The organism is Burkholderia sp. RF2-non_BP3 (genome assembly GCF_001522185.1).
Classification (GTDB): Bacteria; Pseudomonadota; Gammaproteobacteria; order Burkholderiales; family Burkholderiaceae; genus Burkholderia; species Burkholderia diffusa.
The window spans coordinates 514,365-530,550 of the sequence record NZ_LOSU01000033.1; the positions used below are offsets into that span (position 1 = coordinate 514,365).

Consider the following 16,186-nt stretch of genomic DNA (forward strand, 5'->3'; position numbering starts at 1 on the left):
AGACCGGCCGCCCTGGTTCATTCGGGAGGCGGATGCCGCCGTGCGGCCCCGTGGGTTGACGCATGCGCCGCAGGATCGCGAACGCTGACAGCCGACACCGGTTCGAGCGAACCGGTGCGTTGATCTGCCATGCCTTTGATGTTCATGTCTTCTCGTGCCCGTCTGATCGACAGCGGTATCGCGCGACCGCCGTTCGAAGGATCGAACTGCCCGGCGATCGACGCGTACCCGCTCACCCCTTTTTACATCCAGGCCACCGCCGGACATTCCGGATTTCCGGAAATACCGCCGACTGACCGGATGACCCCTTCATTCCATTTATCGACTGACTTTCTTTGACGATTTCTTGCTGCCTGATGTGTCAAACTCGCATCGACTTCTGCATTCACCGATGCACCTTGTTACATCGGTGCATTCGAAGAATGATGAAGTTTTTATTACCCTCGTGCCGGTCTCCGTCACACCGCTGCAATCCCGGAATATGAGATTGACAGCATGTAATGTCACATTGAATATTGCGCCCCGAAAAAGGCGGCGACGGCAAAACGTTTGCGGTGAATTCGCTGGCAGTCCAGAACCGATTCCATCCGCCTCCAGCCTAGTGTGCCGGGGTTCGTCAGACCAAACCTTTTCCCGGGCGGAAAAATGCTTTTCCAGAGCGGACGATATTTACATTCATACAAGCCCGCCGGGCTGAAAATTTAAATATGAAAGTAATTTCAACCCGCCACCGATAAGATTTCCATTACGAGGCAATGAATTGATGAAATCGACCAGCACCGAATTCGGGCATGGCAACGACATAAATCGTTCAAAATCATTATTCGGGCCACGCCATTTTTATAAGGAATCACGCGGAAATAAAAACCGATATTCGATCGGCAATCAGGAAAGTTTTTCCGCTCCCTTTTTCGTCGAACCGTTCGGAGCGGCCATGCGCCCGCTCGGCCATGTCAGACATGCCCCCACGGACCGCACGGAATCCTCACCGACGACTTTGTTGTCGGCATATAATTTTTCGCAACAATCGTGCATATAGATGCATCGATTCCGACCCCGGCCTACCCTCCCTTCGCGTTCGCAACCATGTCATCCCGCTCGTCCAGTCCGGCGTCGCTCCGCGTCACGCCGGATCTCGTTGGCGCACACATTCTCGTCGTAGATGACCGACCGAACGACCTGCGGCTCCTGACGGAGATCCTGCGTTCCGCGCGCTGCCGGATCAGCGTCGCGTTCGATGGTCTGCAGGCCTATCACCGTGCGCAGGCGATCGCGCCCGACCTGATCCTGATGGACGTGCGGATGCCGCGCATGGACGGCTTCGCCGCGTGCCGGCTGCTGGCCTCGACGCCGTCGACGCAGAACATTCCCGTCATCATCCTGACTGCCGCGAGCGATCTCCAGGATCGCATCGCAGGGCTCGAAACCGGTGCGCTCGACTACATCGTGAAGCCGTTCGAACCGGTCGAGGTCATTGCACGGATCCGCAATCATCTGAAACGGGCGCGACGCAGCCAGCCGTTCGCGCATCTGCCCAAGCTGCCCGACCACCCCGACGCCGCGCTGGTGCGCGCGGCAAGCGACATCCTGCTGCGCGAGCTGCGCAACCCGCCCGGGCTCGACGAACTCGCGAGACAGGTCGGCACGCACGAAAAACGGCTGTCGCGCGTGTTCCGCGATCATCTCGGCCAGACCGTATTCGAATACCTGCGCGACACGCGCCTGCGCGCCGCGAAGCACTTTCTCGCCGAGACGTCGATGGGCATCGGCGACATCGCCGAGGAGATCGGCTTCTCGACGCCGGGCAATTTCGCGACTGCGTTTCGCGAACGGTTCGGCATCACGCCGTCGGACTGGCGGCGTCAGCGGCCGACGATCGATGCTCCGCCGCCGTCGCATGACTGCCCGCGCGATGCATAGGCGTCGCACCTCGGGCTGGCACGCGATGGTGCTGCTGCTGACGGCACTGGTGCTCGCCTGCGCGACACACCGGGCCGCCGCGACGGAAAACCCCGCACAGCTGGACGCGGTCTCGTTGCTCGAGGATCCGGGCACGCAGTTGTCCGTCGACCAGGCCGCCGCACGGCTCGCCGAGCCTCAACGCCGTGCTGTCGCCGCGGCGCGACCGTCGTTCAACATCGAATTCTCACGCTCCGCGTGGTGGGTCGGCGCAACGCTGGTCAACCGCGACCGCATCGAACAGCCGCTGGTGCTGGCGATCCGCGACGCACGCGTCGACCGCGCCGATTTCTACGTCGGGCACGGCGGCACGTGGACGCTCGCCGGCCACTTCCCGGCCGACGAAAACGGCATGAGCCGGCCGGCGTCCCGGTATCCGGTGCTCGATGCGACGCTGCGCCCGGGCGAGCGGTTGCCCGTCCTGATCCGCATCACGTCGCGCAAAGAACTGCGGCTCGCGCCGAGCGCCTTCACGCGCGACGCATGGCAGGCCCACGAGCTGCACGCGACCATGTGGAACTTCGGCTTTCTCGGCGGGCTGCTCGCGCTCGTGTGGTGTGCGCTGCTGATCGGCTTCTTCTCACGCAGCGGCATGTTCGTCGTGCTGGCGATGCTCGCGTTGAACACGACGCTGTTCGAGGCAACCTACCGCGGCTACACCGCGCTGTATCTGTGGCCCGCCGCGCGCGAATGGTCGGCGCGCGGCGAGGTGATCTTCGTCTACCTGTCGGTCGTATGCTTCATCGCGTTCATCCTGACGGTCGCCCGTCGCGAGAAGGCACGCATCCCGTTCCGCGCGATCTACGCGGGATTCATCGCGCTCGAGTGCGCGGGCATCGCCGGGGCCGCATGCGGCGACCTCCTCACGTTTACGTGGTTCTGCCTGCGGCTGAACACCGTGCTGGCGATCGTGAACCTCACCCTCGCACTGACGCTCGCGATTCGCCGGACGCCGACCGGCCGCGTGATGCTGATCGCGATCGCGTTCGCGAGCTTCAACATGGTGATCCGCATTCTCGACGGCAAGGACGCAATCCCGGCGTGGCTGTTCTGGCTCAAGGCCGACATCTATCCGAACCCCGTCATCGCGATCATCGGTCTCGCCACGCACCTGCTCGTGCTGGCCGCGTGGATCAACCACGTGGGCCGTCAGCGCACCGAAGCACGCAAGCGCCTCGAGCAGTGGCAGCTCACCGAACAGGATCGCCTGCGCGACGAAGTCGCGAAGCGCACGGTCGCGCTCAACGACGCGCTGCAACAGGTTCGCATGCACATGCAGCAGAAGATCGAGACGCTCGGCTACGTGAGCCACGACCTGCGCGCGCCGCTGTCGACGATCAACGGCTACGCGAAGCTGCTGCTGCAAGGCGCGACGCGCAGCCAGGCGCGGCTGATCCGCTCGATCGACCGCAGCATCCGCTACCAGCTCACGCTGATCGACGAATTGCTGCAATACACGAAGGCGGAGTTGCAGCCGCTCGGCATTTCGCCGCACGCGACCGACCTGCCCGGCCTGCTGAACGACATCGGCGACTATGCGGTCGCGCTGTGTTCCCAGCAGGACAACCGGTTCGTCTACCGGCCGCTGACGCCGTTGCCGCGCAAGCTGTCGATCGACGGCATTCGGCTGCAGCAAGTGCTGCTCAACCTGCTGTCGAACGCGTCGAAGTTCACGCGCGACGGCACGGTCACGCTGTCGGTCGGCGCGTATCCGGAAGGCGATGCATGGCGGATCGTGTTCGAAGTCGCCGACACCGGAATCGGCATCGATATCGACAAGACCACCGACATCTTCCGTGCGTACCAGCAGGTGCAAGCGGTGAACGGCGGCACCGGGCTCGGCCTGTTCATCGCGCAGCGGATCGTCGGCGCGATGCACGGCGAGCTTGCCGTGTCGAGCCAGCCGGGCGTCGGCACGTCGTTCACGTTCCAGATCGTGGCGCCCGCGCTCGGCCGCGCGATGATCCCGGCGTCGGCGCTCGTGCGCGCCGCCGAATCCGCCGATCCAACCGGGCCCGTGCCGGACGCACACGCGATGCGCTGTCCGCCTGCCGACGCGCTCGACGAGCTGGCCGTGCTCGCGAGCGAAGGCCGCCTCACCGATATCGAGGAATGGCTCGGACAGCACGCGCATGCGCCACGGCATGCCGCGTTCGTGCAGGCGATGCGCGAGCGCCTGGACACGCTGGATCTGCCGGCGATCGAACGACTCGCCGAGTCGCTGAAGCAGACGGGCATCGCGGATGCGTCGTTCGACGTGGAACCCGACATGGCCGGGCCGGCGTGACTGCAACGCACGCGTCGCAGTCGCGCAATGCGCATTCGCGGATCGGTCGAACGCGACTGGCTGCCGCGCCCACGCGCGGCTGACGGCCGGCAACGGCGACGCAGCAAGCAATGCCGGCCCGCGCAGTCCGCCAAAGGCGCGCCGGCATCACGCCGAACGTTGCAGACGCAACAGCCTGCGCATCGTCGAACCGAGCGCCGCATCGTCACGCGGCGCGGCGGCGGGTGTCACCTGCGCGGCATCGCGCTTCCGCCGCTTCGGATCGAGCCCGGTCCCACCGCTACGCCGCCGCGCCGCGTGCCGCTCGATGACCCGCTGCAGCAGACAGAACACGCACAGCAGCGCGCCGATCACGATTCGCGTCCACCACGAACTCAGCGTGCCGTCGAACGTGATCAGCACCTGGATCGTGCCGAGAATGCCGACGCCGAACACCGACCCGATCACGTACCCCACCCCGCCCGTGAGCAGCGTGCCGCCGATCACGGTCGCGGCGATCGCGTCGAGCTCCATCCCCTGCGCCTGCAGCCCGTAGCCGGACAGCACGTACAGCGTGAACACCACGCCGCCGAGCGCCGAACAGAAGCCGCTCAGCGCATACACGCCGACCTTCGTGCGCGCGACCGGCAGCCCCATCAGCAACGCCGATCGCTCGTTGCCGCCCACCGCATACACGTTGCGGCCGAAACGCGTGAAATGCGCGACGTAGATCGCGGCGGCCAGCGTCGCGAGCGCGATCAGCGCGCCCGCGCTCAGCGTCCCGCCGCCGACCGGCACGCTGATGCCCGCGAGCGCATGGAAGGTCGGCTCGTTGATCGTGATCGACTGCGTCGTGATCAGGAAGCATGCGCCGCGCGCGAGAAACATCCCGGCGAGCGTGACGATGAACGGCTGCAACCGGAAGTAATGAATCAACGCGCCCATCGCCGCGCCGTACAGCGCGCCGAACACGAGCACGAGCGGGACGATCACCCAGACGGGCCAGTGCAATCGTTCGGCGCCGACCGCGCAGAAGATCGTTGTCAATGCAACGACAGAGCCGACCGACAGGTCGATGCCGCCCGACACGATCACGAACGTCATCCCGATCGCGACGATCAGCAGGAATGCGTTGTCGACGAGCAGCCCGGTCAGCACCTGCATCGAGAAGAAGCCCGTGTACATCACGGATCCGAAGCTGAACAATGCGACGAACAGCACGATCGTCACGACGATCGGCAGCGTGCGCGGGTCGGTAAACCGTGCGAAGAATCGGTTCATCGCGGCGTGGCTCCGGTGGTGGTGCGCGAACGGGTGGAAGACAGCAGCCGCGACGCATGCTGGATCACCCGCGCGCGCGCCGCGTCCGACTGGATCAACGTCACGACGATCACGACGAGCGCCTTCACGACGAGCGTCGCCTCCGGCGGCACGCCGATCGAATAAGTCGTGTAGGTGAGCGTCTGGATGATCAGCGCGCCAAGCACGGAGCCCGCGAGGCTGAAGCGGCCGCCGAGCAGCGACGTGCCGCCGAGCGTCACCGCGAGGATCGCGTCGAGTTCGAGCAGCAGCCCCGCGTTGTTGCCGTCGGCGCTGCGCACGTTCGAGCTGGCGAGGATGCCGGCGAGCGCCGACATCACGCCCGAGAACAGATAGACGCCGAACACGACCGCCCCCGCGCGCAGCCCGACGAGCCGCGTCGCGACCGGGTTCACGCCGATCGCGCGGATGAACAGGCCGAGCGCGGTGCGGTTCACCAGCAGCGCGGTCGCCGCGATCGTCGCGATCGCGATCCAGACCGAGCACGGCACGGCTGCGAGATACCCGCCGCCGAGTTCGAGGTAGCCCGGCGCGCCGATCGGGATGATCTGTCCGCCGGTCAGCAACTGCGCGATGCCGCGCCCGGCGACCATCAGGATCAGCGTCGCGATGATCGGCTGCATCCCGACGAACGCGACGAGCACGCCGTTCCATGCGCCCGCGAGCAACCCGACGCCGAGCGCGGCGGCCAGCGCCGTGCCGACCCGCGTCGGATCGCCGTCGAGCACGATCGCCGCGGCCGCGCCGGCGATCGCGACGATCGCGCCGACCGAGATGTCGATTCCGCGCGTCGCGATCACGAGCGTCATGCCGAGCGACACGATCACGAGCGGTGCCGCGCGATTCAGGATGTCGATCGGCGCGCCGAACAAGTGGCCGTCGAGCATCGCGATCGACAGGAAGCCCGGCCGATACGCGACGTCGAGCGCGAACAGCAGCGCGAGCGTCAGCACCGGCCACACGAGCGGATGGCGAAGCAACGTGCGTAACCGGATCATGACCGGCCTCCCGCGATCAATTGATACACGTGTTCCTCCGACGCCTCGGCACCGGTCAGTTCGGCGACCTTGCGGCGATCGCGCAGCACCGCGATCCGGTGGCTCACGCGCACCACTTCGCTGATCTCCGACGAGATGAACAGGATCGCGAGCCCCTGCGCGCACAGCGCGAGCACGCGCTCCATGATGTCGAATTTCGCGGCGACGTCGATGCCGCGCGTCGGCTCGTCGAGGATCAGCAGCTTCGGCTCCGTCGCGAGCCAGCGCGCGAGCAGCACCTTCTGCTGGTTGCCGCCGGACAGCAGCCCGATCGGTTGCTCCGCGTCGCGCGCCTTGATGCCGAGCCGCGCGATGTACGTCTCCGCGAGTTCGCGCTGGCGCGCGCGGCTGATCAGCCGCCACCAGCCGCGCCGCGCCTGCAGCGCGAGGACGATGTTCTCGCGGATCGACAACGCCGCGACGATCCCCTCCTTCTTGCGATCCTCCGGGCAATACGCGATCCCGTTGCGAACGGCATCGTGCGGCGACGCGAGCCGCTTGCGCGTGCCGTCGATCTCGATCGCGCCGGTGTCGGTGCGCTCGGCCGCGAACGCGAGCCGCGCGGTTTCCGTGCGCCCCGAGCCGAGCAGCCCGGCCAGCCCGACGATTTCGCCGGGCCGCACGTCGAGATCGAGCGGGCTCATCATCCCGCGCCGGCCGGCCTGCTGCATCGACAGGAACGGCGCGGCCGCATCGGCATCGCGCTGCACGGCCGCCGCGCCTGCCTGCAGCGTGCCGGACATCGGTTCGCGGCCGGTCATTTTCGCGACGAGCATGTCGACCGGCAGGTCGCGCGCGAGATACTCGCCCTCGCGCTCGCCGTTGCGCATCACGGTGATCCGGTCGGACACCGCATAGGTCTGTTCGAGAAAGTGCGTGACGAACAGGATCGCCATCCCCGATGCCTTCAGTCGGCGCAGCACGTCGAAGAGCCGCGCGACCTCGCCGTCATCGAGGCTCGACGTCGGTTCGTCGAGAATCAGCACGCGCGCATCGACCGACACGGCCCGCGCGATCGCGACCATCTGCTGCACCGCGATCGGATACGCGTCGAGCGAACGCGTGACGTCGAGCGACAGGTCGAGCTCGGCGAGCGCATCGCGCGCCCGCGCATGGATCGTCTTCCAGTCGATCGCGCCGCGCCGCATCGGCTGCCGGCCCGCGAAGATGTTCTCGGCGACCGACAGGTTCGCGCACAGGTTCACTTCCTGGTACAGCGTCTGGATCCCGGCCGCCTCGGCCTCGCGCGGCGCGGCGAACCGCACCGGCGCGTCGCCGACGCGAATCTCGCCCGCATCGTGCGCATGCACGCCGGTCAGCACGTTGATCAGCGTCGACTTGCCCGCGCCGTTCTGGCCCATCAGTGCATGAATTTCGCCCGGAAACAACCGGAAGTTCACGCGCTGCAGCGCGTTCACGCCCGGAAACGCCTTGTCGATGCCGATCATCTCGACCACCGGCGGATTCGTCATGGATCGCCCTCGATTCGAGGCGGACGACGGACGACGGCAGCCGCGCCGCCGCCCGCGTCCGCTTGGACTCAATACTTGCGGGTCGGCAGCACCTGCGCCGCGACGCTCATCGGGAACACCGTCTCGTTCGTGACGATGCGCTTCGGCAACTGCTTGCCGGCGACCACGTCCTTCACCGCGGTCATCAGCTGCGGGCCGAGCAGCGGGCTGCATTCGACGTCGACGTTGATCTTGCCGGCCACCATCGCCTGGAAGCCGCCCTTGGTCGCGTCGAACGACACGACGCTCACGTCCTTGCCGGGCTTGATGCCGGCCTCTTCCATCGCCTGGATCGCGCCGAGCGCCATGTCGTCGTTGTGCGCGTAGACGACGTTGATCTGCTTGCCGTACGTCTTCGCGAACGCTTCCATCACCTGCTTGCCGCCGGCGAGCGTGAAGTCGCCGCTTTGCGAGGCGATCACCTTGAACTTCGGATTGTTCTTGATCACTTCGAGCAGGCCCGCGCGGCGGTCGTTGGCCGGTGCCGAGCCGACCGTGCCCTGCAGCTCGACGATGTTGATCGGGCCCGCGTCGTTCTTGAAACGCTCTTCCATCCAGTGGCCGGCGCGCCGCCCTTCCTCGAGGAAGTCGGAACCGATCATCGTCACGTACAGCGACGGATCCTTCACGTCGACGCCGCGATCGGTCAGGATCACCGGAATATGGGCCGCCTTCGCTTCGGTCAGCACCGGCTCCCAGCCCGACTCGACGACCGGCGAGAACGCGATCACGTCGACCTTCTGCGCGATGAACGAACGGATCGCACGGATCTGGTTCTCCTGCTTCTGCTGCGCGTCCGAGAATTTCAGGTTGATGCCGGCATCCTTCGCCGCGCTCTTCACCGACACGGTGTTCGCGGTACGCCACGCGCTTTCCGCGCCGACCTGCGAGAACCCGAGCGTGATCGGCTTTTGCTGCGCGTGCGCGCCCGACGCGAATACCGTCGCCGCGGCGACGAGCGCACCGGCCGTCAGCTTCCTGATGAATGTCATGGTCCGTCTCCGATGATGTCGTTGTATGTCGCGGCCCGGCCTGGCGCGGTGCCGTGCTGTTGTGGTTCTGCGTGGCGCGGACGCGGTTCGGGCGGTGCCGGCCGGCGCGTGCGGTCGGCCCGGTATGTACGCCCCGGATCAGTCTAGAAACAAGTCCGATAACCTTCCAATGAAATATTGGATTGAAGCGATATCGGTATCGGCATACGTATAAACACCTAGCGCTTATCTTTGCCTGCCCCGACCGCTTCGACGTCGATGGGGCGGCGTATCCAGCGGCGGCGCACGGATCTTGCTGTCGCCCTTGCAAGCGCCGTTCGCGCCCCGCGACGGCCGCTCCGACAACAAGGAGAACAATGATGCTCGGCGCACATGGAAACGCTCGTCCGCTGGCGCCTCGCGCCATGAAGAAGCGCGCGTCCCGGCGCGGCTCCGGCACCGAAACCGGCGATCGTGCGGCCGCGCCGCTGCGCCATGTCGACGACCGGCATCCCGGCTACACGCGCCGGCGGTTGCGTCACGGCTTCGCGTACTACACGCAGGACGGCGTCCGGATCCGCGACGCCGACGAAATCGCCCGCATCGATGCGCTCGCGATTCCGCCGGCGTATACCGACGTCTGGATTTGCATGGACCCGCGCGGCCACTTGCAGGCGACGGGACGCGATGCGCGCGGGCGCAAGCAGTATCGCTATCACCCGCAGTGGCGCGAGACGCGCGACGCGAACAAGTACGCGCGGATGGCGGCCTTCGCCCGCGCGCTGCCGCGCATCCGCACGCGCGTCGCGCGTGATCTGGCACTGCCCGGGATGCCGCGCGACAAGATCGTCGCGACGATCGTCCGGCTGCTCGACACGACGCTCGCGCGGATCGGCAACGCCGAATACGCACGCGAGAACGCGTCGTACGGACTGACGACGCTGCGCAAGCGCCACGTGACGATCCGGCCGGGACAGGTTCGCCTGCGCTTCACGGGCAAGAGCGGCATCGAGCATGACGTGACCGTGGAAGATCCGCGCGTCGGCCGGATCGTGCGGCGCTGCGCGGAGTTGCCCGGGCACGAGTTGTTCCAGTATGTGGACGACGACGGCGCACGTCATTCGATCGGCTCGTCCGACGTGAACGATTATCTGCGCGAGGCGGCGGGCGCGGAGTTCACCGCGAAGGATTACCGGACCTGGGCGGGCAGCGTTCAGGCGCTGGCGTTGCTGCGGCGCATCCCGCATGAGGACGTCACGCAGGCGCGCAAGCAGATCGTCGAGACGGTGCGGGCCGTCGCCGACATATTGCGCAACACGCCGGCCGTATGCCGGCGCTGCTACATCCACCCGGCGGTGCTCGATGCGTTCGAAGCCGGGATGCTCGCGGCGCTGGAGGTACGCCGCTCGCCGCGAGGGCTGCGCGTGGACGAGGCCGCGTTCGCGGCGTTGCTCGAACAGGCGGTGCGTTGATCGTCGAAGAAGTCAAGAAAATGACATGACCGATACAGCGGCACACACCGCTCACCGCCCGACAGAATTCGCAGCACTGCGAAAGATCAACGGACGCTCGTCCTGTCGCCCTACCCGTCGCGCGAACTGCACGGCCTGCTCGACCCGGCCGTGATGCGGAGACTTCGCGCAGACCGGATCGGCCTGCGCCGGATCGCCGGCCAGCATGTACGCCTGGCATCGGCACCCGCCATGATCCGCATGGCGCTCGTCACAGGTGCGGCACGGGTCGCGCATCCAGCCGTCACCGCGAAACGCGTTGAACGCGTCGCTTTCGTACCAGATGTCCTTCAGCGACCGGTCGCGCACGTTCGGCAGCACGAGGCCGGGCAATCCGCGCGCGGCATGGCACGGCAGCGCGGTGCCGTCCGGTGCGACGCCGAGGAACACCGAGCCCCAGCCGTTCATGCAGGCCTTCGGCCGCTGCTCGAAGTAGTCGGGCACGACGAACAGGATCTTGCACCGTTCGCCGACGAGCTTGCGGTAGCGGTTGACCGTTTCCTCCGCTTCGCGCAACTGTTCGGCGGTCGGCATCAGCTGGTCGCGATTCAGCATCGCCCAGCCGTAGTACTGCGTATTCGCGAGCTCGAGAAAATCCGCGCCGAGGTCGAGCGCCATCTCGATGATCTGGCCGACGTGCGGCAGGTTGTACCGATGCAGCACGCAGTTCAGCACCATCGGATAGCCGTGCGACTTGATCAGCCGCCCGACGCCGCGCTTGAGGTCGAAGGTGCGCGTGCTGGTCAGGAAGTCGTTCAGCTCGCGCGTCGAATCCTGCAGCGACAGCTGGATATGATCGAGCCCGACCGCCTTGAGCCGGTCGATGCGCGTGGCATTCAGGCCCACGCCCGACGTGATCAGGTTGGTATAGAAACCCAGCGACCGCGCATGCTCGACCAGCACCTCCAGGTCGCCGCGCTGCAGCGGTTCGCCGCCGGAAAAGCCGATCTGCGCGGCGCCGAGCGCGCGCGCGTCGCTGATCACCGTGCGCCATGCGTCGGTATCGAGCTCCGCGCCGTGCGTCGCGAAATCGACGGGGTTGTAGCAGAACGCGCAGTGCAGCGGACAACGATACGTGAGCTCGGCAAGCAGCCACAGCGGCGCGGACAGCCGGTTCGGGGGTGGGGTCATGTCCATGTCAGTCGAGTCAGTCGAGCCAGCCGCGCAGTCGCGCATGATCGAGGAAGCGATAGACGTCCGACGCAAGGTCCGACGTGCTGAACAGCCGCTCGAGTTCGTCGATGATGTCGTCGAGCTCGCGCGTGCCGTCGCAGCGCGCGAGGATCTCGCCCGCGCTCGGGTTGAGCCGGACCATGCCCTCCGGGTACAGGAGCACGTACGCATCCTGGGCCGCCTCCCATTGCAGGCGGTACATGCCCCTCAGCGAGGGGCGCAGCGGCACGCCGCTGACGGCGTCGTTGGAGTTCATGCGGGATACGCCTTTTCAATCGCATCGAGAATCGACCACAGCACATCCAGCTTGAACGACAGGATGTCGAGCGCGCGCCGTTGCGCGTCCGGTGTCGTGAAATGGTTCAGCGTCACCGCGAGCCCGTGTTCGACGTCGCGCTGCGCGAGCGGCACGCGGCTGCGGAAATACTGCAGCCCGGCCGCCTCGATCCACGGATAGTGGGACGGCCAGCCCGCGAGCCGGTCGAGGTGGATCTGCGGCGCGAACATCTCGGTCAGCGACGAGCACACGGCCTCCTGCCACGGCGCGCGCCGCGCGAAATTGACGTAGGCGTCGACCGCGAACCGCACGCCGGGCAGCACATGCTCGAGCGACCACAACTCCGCGCGCTCGATGCCGACCGCCTCGCCGAGCCGCGCCCATGCCTCGATCCCGCCTTCCTGGCCGCCGTGACCGTCGTGGTCGAGAATCCGCTCGACCCACAGCCGGCGCGTGTCGCGATCCGGGCAGTTGGACAGGATCGCCGCGTCCTTCAGCGGAATGCTGATCTGATAGTAGAAGCGGTTCGCGACCCAGCCGCGAATCTGCGCCGGTGAACACGCGCCGCTATTCAGGCGGCGGTTGAATGGATGGTGGATGTGATAGCGCGATTCGAGCGCGCGCAGGCGCGCCTCGAACTCCTGCGCACTCCAGGGCGTCGCGTGCAGCGCCGCAGCGGGAATCGGTGCGTTCATGGTCAGACCTCGAATTGCATGCCGTCGTGTGCGACCTCGATGCCGTGCTCGCGCAATTGCGCGCGCTGCGCGGAACCGGGGTCGAGAATCGGATTCGTGTTGTTGATGTGCGTGAGGACCTTGCGCGTGTGCGTCGGCAACAGCCGAAGGCGGTCGATCATGCCCGGCCTCGCCGCGTCGCCGCACTGCTCGAGATGCCCCATGTCGGCCGCGTGCTTCGACGACAGGCCGAGGTCGATCATCTCCGTGCCGGTCCAGAACGTGCCGTCCACCAGCACGAGGTCGGCGTCGCGCATCGCGGCGCGCACGCCGTCGTCGACGTCGGCGAGCCCCGGCGCATAGAACGCCTGTCGGCCGCTCGTCGTATCCTCGATCAGGAGTGCGATGTTGTCGCCCGGCACGCTCGCCTCCCGGCGCGGCGAATAAGGCGGCGGCTTGCTGTCGACCGGCACGGCGGTGAAGCGGATGCCGCCGGCGCCCGGTATCGCGAACGGTTCGCCCGGTGCGATCGTGTGAACGTCGACGCCGCAGTAGTGGCCGAGCAGCGGCACGAGCGGCAGCCCGGTCGACAGGTCGTCGAGCACCGGCGCGCTCGCATACAGCGGCAGCGGCGACGTGCGTTCGCGCAGCATCAGCAGGCCCGTCACATGATCGATCTGCGCGTCGCACAGCACGACGGCGACGATCGCGCTGTCACGGATCGCGCGAGCGGGCTGCAGGTCGGGGGCCGCGCGCAGCTGCGCAAGGATGTCCGGCGACGCATTCACCAGCACCCAGTCGACGCCGTCGCCGCTGACGGCGATCGACGATTGCGTGCGCGGCACGATGCCGTCGGTGCCGGCCCGCGCGCGACGGCAGTTGCCGCAGTTGCAGTTCCATTGTGGCAGTCCGCCGCCGGCACCCGAGCCGAGTATCTTGATCTTCATCTGCGTGTGCTCCCGGTGCCGCCCGCATCGTGTCCGTCGATGCGGGCGGCACAGCGCGCGTCGATCAGCGGTTGGCGATGTACATCGTGATTTCGAAACCGAAACGCAGGTCGGTATAGGCCGGGGTGGTCCATTGCATGATGTGTCTCCTTGTTGAGTGGGTGAGTCGAAAAAACCGCATCGATCGAGCGGCCGATACCCATTCAGCAAGGAGCGTGCCGGGGCGGGACTTGCGTCGCGCGGCGGCGTGCGAAAGCATGCGGCAGCCGCCGGGTGGTCACGGCACCGTCATTCTTACGATGTGCCAACGGAAATATTTCAGAAACCGTCTGACGACGGCTCATGTGACGCACGGCCGGTTGAGCAAGTGTTGAATCCTTGAACACCGGGTGTTGCAACCTGACACACCGGTGTGACAGTCGCGGCTTGCGTCACGGTTCGTCCCGCTCCAGCGCATCCGGTCCGGCGGACGGCATCTTGCGGTAGATCGTGTTGCGCGATACGCCGAGCGCGCGTGCGGCGGCCGACACGTTGCCGCCGTGACGCGCGAGCGCGGCCGCGATCGCGGAGGCGGCCACGTCCTGCAGCCGCGCATCGCAGGCCGTGGTCGCGAACGCCGGCGCTTCCGATGCGAGCGGCGCAGACGCACAGGTCTCCTGCGCCGCCGTGCCGCCGTCGCACCGCACGTCGTCGAAGAAATCGTCCGGCAAATGCTCGCAGCGAATCTCGCAGTCGTCGTCGACCATCGCGGCCGCCGTGCGCAGCAGGTTCGCGAGCTGCCGGAAGTTGCCCGGCCACGCGCAGCGCTCGAACAGCGCCATCACGTCGGGCGCGACGCTCAACGGCCGGCGCCCGGGCCCCGACAACGTCTCCCGTTGCAGCATCTTCTGGACGACCACCGCGAGGTCCGTGCGGTCGCGCAGCGGCGGCAGGCGCACGACGAGGCCGTTGAGCCGGTAGTACAGGTCTTCGCGAAAGCGGTTCTGCGCGATCATGTCGCGCAGGTCGCGGTGCGTCGCGCAGATGATCGCGATGTCGACGCCGATCGCCTTCGTCGAGCCGAGCGGGTTGACGACGCGCTCCTGCAGCACGCGCAGCAGCCGCACCTGCAGCGGATACGGCATGTCGCCGATTTCGTCGAGAAACAGCGTGCCGCCGTTGGCCTGCAGCAGCTTGCCGGTCGCGCCCTTGCGGCGCGCGCCGGTAAACGCGCCCTCCTCGTAGCCGAACAGCTCGGATTCGATCAGCGTCTCCGGTATCGACGCGCAGTTGACCGCGACGAACGGCCCGTCGCGGCGTGGAGAGTCGTTGTGGATCGCCTGCGCGAGCAGTTCCTTGCCGGTGCCCGTCTCGCCGGTGATCAGCACCGGAATGTCCTTGCCGATGACCTTGCGGACCTTCGCGATCACCGCCGCCACCTGCGGATCGCCGGTGTCGAGATAGCTGAGCCGCGACAGGCTCGCCGCGCCCTGCGCGGCTGGCGGGCGCGCGGCCGACGCGGCGCCGTCGTGCACTTCGGCGGGCCGGCTGCCCTCGGCCCGCAACGCGCGCCGAAACTGCACGCGCGCGCAGACCACCGCGCCGTTGCCGAGGTTCAACGACACGTGCTGCTCGGTGCTCGCGCGCATCCGGTCGATCAGCTGCGCACTCGTCACGTCGAACAGCGACGCGAGCGTATGTGCGCGCAGCGCGGCGAGCGGCATCCCGAGCTGGAACTGCGCGCTGCGATTCGCCGACAGGAAGCGGCCGTCCGCGGTGAATGCGACGATCCCTTCCATCAACGTTCCGAGGAATTCGGGGCGGCCGTGAAACGACACCTGCAGCGTTTCCTGGAACGTCGTCGTGAACAGGTGATTCTCGATCATCTGCACCGACATCTTCGCCAGAGCCATCGTGTGCTGGTGATAGCTGCGATGATCGCCCGTCACGTCGAGCACGCCGATCGCGTCGCCGTACGGGTCGAGGATCGGCACGCTCGAGCAGGTCAGGAAATGATTCGCGGCCAGGAAGTGCTGGTCGCCGTGCACGACCATCGGGCACAGCTCGGCGAGCGCGGTGCCGATCGCGTTGGTGCCCTGCCGGCTCTCCGCCCAGTTCGCGCCGGGGCGCAGCGCGACCCGTTCCGCGCGCCGCAAAAAGTCGTCGTCGCCGATCGAATGCAGGATCAGCCCTTCCGCATCGGTCAGCACGATCATGCTCTGCGTATTGACGATCTGCTCGTGCAGCGTCTCCATCACGGGCATCGCATGCACGCACAGCACGCGGTTCTGCTCGCGCTTGAGCGCCAGCGCGGCGCCGGACAGCAGGTCGTAGTCGGGACGTGCAGACGCCTGCAGGCCGAACGTCTCGGACCGCTCATGGGACTTCTGGATCGTCGGCGTCGGCCAGCCGGGCGCATGCGTGGCCCGTGCGTTGGCCGTCGGATGAACGTCATCGCGCATTGTCTCCTCCGGGGATCCTTCCGGTCGGTGCCGGACTTTGTGCTGGATCAAGCAAACTTCGGGCCACGCTGTCGGCAGTGCTTGCGTCGGACGCCGTGC

14 protein-coding genes are annotated in these 16,186 nt (G+C 66.9%); 3 read left to right on the forward strand and 11 right to left on the reverse strand.

Annotation, left to right across the window (positions count from 1 at the left end; genetic code table 11):
* Positions 1-17: 17 nt before the first annotated feature.
* The gene (locus tag WS45_RS36205; protein ID WP_257129951.1) at positions 18-146 is read right to left on the reverse strand and encodes a hypothetical protein; all 129 of its coding nucleotides are present in this window, start codon (positions 144-146) and stop codon (positions 18-20) included.
* Between the two features lie 940 nt (positions 147-1,086).
* On the opposite strand from WS45_RS36205, the gene WS45_RS18560 reads away from it, so the two are divergent.
* Positions 1,087-1,920: a response regulator transcription factor gene (locus WS45_RS18560; RefSeq protein WP_059701003.1), complete on the forward strand. Its 834-nt coding sequence runs from the start codon at positions 1,087-1,089 to the stop codon at positions 1,918-1,920.
* Positions 1,913-4,246 carry a sensor histidine kinase gene (locus WS45_RS18565; protein WP_059701042.1) on the forward strand — a complete coding sequence of 778 codons (2,334 nt, stop codon included), beginning with the start codon at positions 1,913-1,915 and terminating at the stop codon, positions 4,244-4,246. Before WS45_RS18560 ends, WS45_RS18565 begins: the two co-directional genes overlap by 8 nt.
* A 147-nt stretch (positions 4,247-4,393) precedes the next feature.
* Here WS45_RS18565 and yjfF read toward each other — a convergent pair whose 3' ends face one another.
* From yjfF to WS45_RS18585, 4 genes are all read right to left on the reverse strand, one after another.
* A complete protein-coding gene (yjfF, locus tag WS45_RS18570) occupies positions 4,394-5,506 on the reverse strand; it encodes a galactofuranose ABC transporter, permease protein YjfF (protein ID WP_059701004.1) in 1,113 nt (370 codons plus the stop codon).
* Complete coding sequence (locus WS45_RS18575; protein WP_059701005.1) at positions 5,503-6,543, reverse strand: ABC transporter permease; 1,041 nt, start codon at positions 6,541-6,543, stop codon at positions 5,503-5,505. The genes yjfF and WS45_RS18575 overlap by 4 nt, the downstream gene beginning before the upstream one ends.
* The gene (locus WS45_RS18580; protein WP_059529185.1) at positions 6,540-8,054 is read right to left on the reverse strand and encodes a sugar ABC transporter ATP-binding protein; all 1,515 of its coding nucleotides are present in this window, start codon (positions 8,052-8,054) and stop codon (positions 6,540-6,542) included. The genes WS45_RS18575 and WS45_RS18580 overlap by 4 nt, the downstream gene beginning before the upstream one ends.
* 68 nt (positions 8,055-8,122) lie before the next feature.
* A complete protein-coding gene (locus WS45_RS18585) occupies positions 8,123-9,085 on the reverse strand; it encodes an ABC transporter substrate-binding protein (protein ID WP_059529188.1) in 963 nt (320 codons plus the stop codon).
* A 404-nt stretch (positions 9,086-9,489) separates the two neighbouring features.
* Here WS45_RS18585 and WS45_RS18590 point away from each other — a divergent pair, with 404 nt between their 5' ends.
* Complete coding sequence (locus WS45_RS18590; protein ID WP_059701006.1) at positions 9,490-10,536, forward strand: DNA topoisomerase IB; 1,047 nt, start codon at positions 9,490-9,492, stop codon at positions 10,534-10,536.
* Between the two features lie 51 nt (positions 10,537-10,587).
* Here the strand turns inward: WS45_RS18590 and pqqE are convergent, their stop codons facing one another.
* The 6 genes from pqqE to WS45_RS18615 form a co-directional block, all read right to left on the reverse strand.
* The gene (gene pqqE / locus WS45_RS18595; RefSeq protein WP_059701043.1) at positions 10,588-11,706 is read right to left on the reverse strand and encodes a pyrroloquinoline quinone biosynthesis protein PqqE; all 1,119 of its coding nucleotides are present in this window, start codon (positions 11,704-11,706) and stop codon (positions 10,588-10,590) included.
* 16 nt (positions 11,707-11,722) lie between these two features.
* A complete protein-coding gene (gene pqqD, locus WS45_RS18600; RefSeq protein ID WP_006751646.1) occupies positions 11,723-12,004 on the reverse strand; it encodes a pyrroloquinoline quinone biosynthesis peptide chaperone PqqD in 282 nt (93 codons plus the stop codon).
* Positions 12,001-12,720: a pyrroloquinoline-quinone synthase PqqC gene (gene pqqC, locus WS45_RS18605; RefSeq protein WP_059529194.1), complete on the reverse strand. Its 720-nt coding sequence runs from the start codon at positions 12,718-12,720 to the stop codon at positions 12,001-12,003. The genes pqqD and pqqC overlap by 4 nt, the downstream gene beginning before the upstream one ends.
* A 2-nt stretch (positions 12,721-12,722) precedes the next feature.
* Complete coding sequence (gene pqqB / locus WS45_RS18610; RefSeq protein WP_059529197.1) at positions 12,723-13,646, reverse strand: pyrroloquinoline quinone biosynthesis protein PqqB; 924 nt, start codon at positions 13,644-13,646, stop codon at positions 12,723-12,725.
* Positions 13,647-13,710: 64 nt separating this feature from the next.
* Positions 13,711-13,785, reverse strand: coding sequence for a pyrroloquinoline quinone precursor peptide PqqA (gene pqqA / locus WS45_RS33745; RefSeq protein WP_006410019.1), 75 nt, complete (start codon positions 13,783-13,785; stop codon positions 13,711-13,713).
* Positions 13,786-14,077: 292 nt separating this feature from the next.
* Positions 14,078-16,087 (reverse strand): sigma-54-dependent Fis family transcriptional regulator, encoded by a 2,010-nt coding sequence (locus WS45_RS18615; RefSeq protein WP_059701007.1) that lies wholly within the window; start codon positions 16,085-16,087, stop codon positions 14,078-14,080.
* Between the last annotated feature and the right edge of the window lie 99 nt (positions 16,088-16,186).

What these genes read in the sequence shown, in the direction of transcription:
- WS45_RS18615 (WP_059701007.1), bottom strand. Translation starts at nt 16,087, where the DNA reads ATGCGCGATGACGTTCATCCGACGGCCAACGCACGGGCCACGCATGCG.
- yjfF (WP_059701004.1), bottom strand. Translation starts at nt 5,506, where the DNA reads ATGAACCGATTCTTCGCACGGTTTACCGACCCGCGCACGCTGCCGATC.
- pqqE (WP_059701043.1), bottom strand. Translation starts at nt 11,706, where the DNA reads ATGACCCCACCCCCGAACCGGCTGTCCGCGCCGCTGTGGCTGCTTGCC.
- pqqB (WP_059529197.1), bottom strand. Translation starts at nt 13,646, where the DNA reads ATGAAGATCAAGATACTCGGCTCGGGTGCCGGCGGCGGACTGCCACAA.
- WS45_RS36205 (WP_257129951.1), bottom strand. Translation starts at nt 146, where the DNA reads ATGAACATCAAAGGCATGGCAGATCAACGCACCGGTTCGCTCGAACCG.
- WS45_RS18575 (WP_059701005.1), bottom strand. Translation starts at nt 6,543, where the DNA reads ATGATCCGGTTACGCACGTTGCTTCGCCATCCGCTCGTGTGGCCGGTG.
- WS45_RS18590 (WP_059701006.1), top strand. Translation starts at nt 9,490, where the DNA reads ATGAAGAAGCGCGCGTCCCGGCGCGGCTCCGGCACCGAAACCGGCGAT.
- WS45_RS18580 (WP_059529185.1), bottom strand. Translation starts at nt 8,054, where the DNA reads ATGACGAATCCGCCGGTGGTCGAGATGATCGGCATCGACAAGGCGTTT.
- pqqD (WP_006751646.1), bottom strand. Translation starts at nt 12,004, where the DNA reads ATGAACTCCAACGACGCCGTCAGCGGCGTGCCGCTGCGCCCCTCGCTG.
- WS45_RS18585 (WP_059529188.1), bottom strand. Translation starts at nt 9,085, where the DNA reads ATGACATTCATCAGGAAGCTGACGGCCGGTGCGCTCGTCGCCGCGGCG.
- WS45_RS18565 (WP_059701042.1), top strand. Translation starts at nt 1,913, where the DNA reads ATGCATAGGCGTCGCACCTCGGGCTGGCACGCGATGGTGCTGCTGCTG.
- pqqC (WP_059529194.1), bottom strand. Translation starts at nt 12,720, where the DNA reads ATGAACGCACCGATTCCCGCTGCGGCGCTGCACGCGACGCCCTGGAGT.
- WS45_RS18560 (WP_059701003.1), top strand. Translation starts at nt 1,087, where the DNA reads ATGTCATCCCGCTCGTCCAGTCCGGCGTCGCTCCGCGTCACGCCGGAT.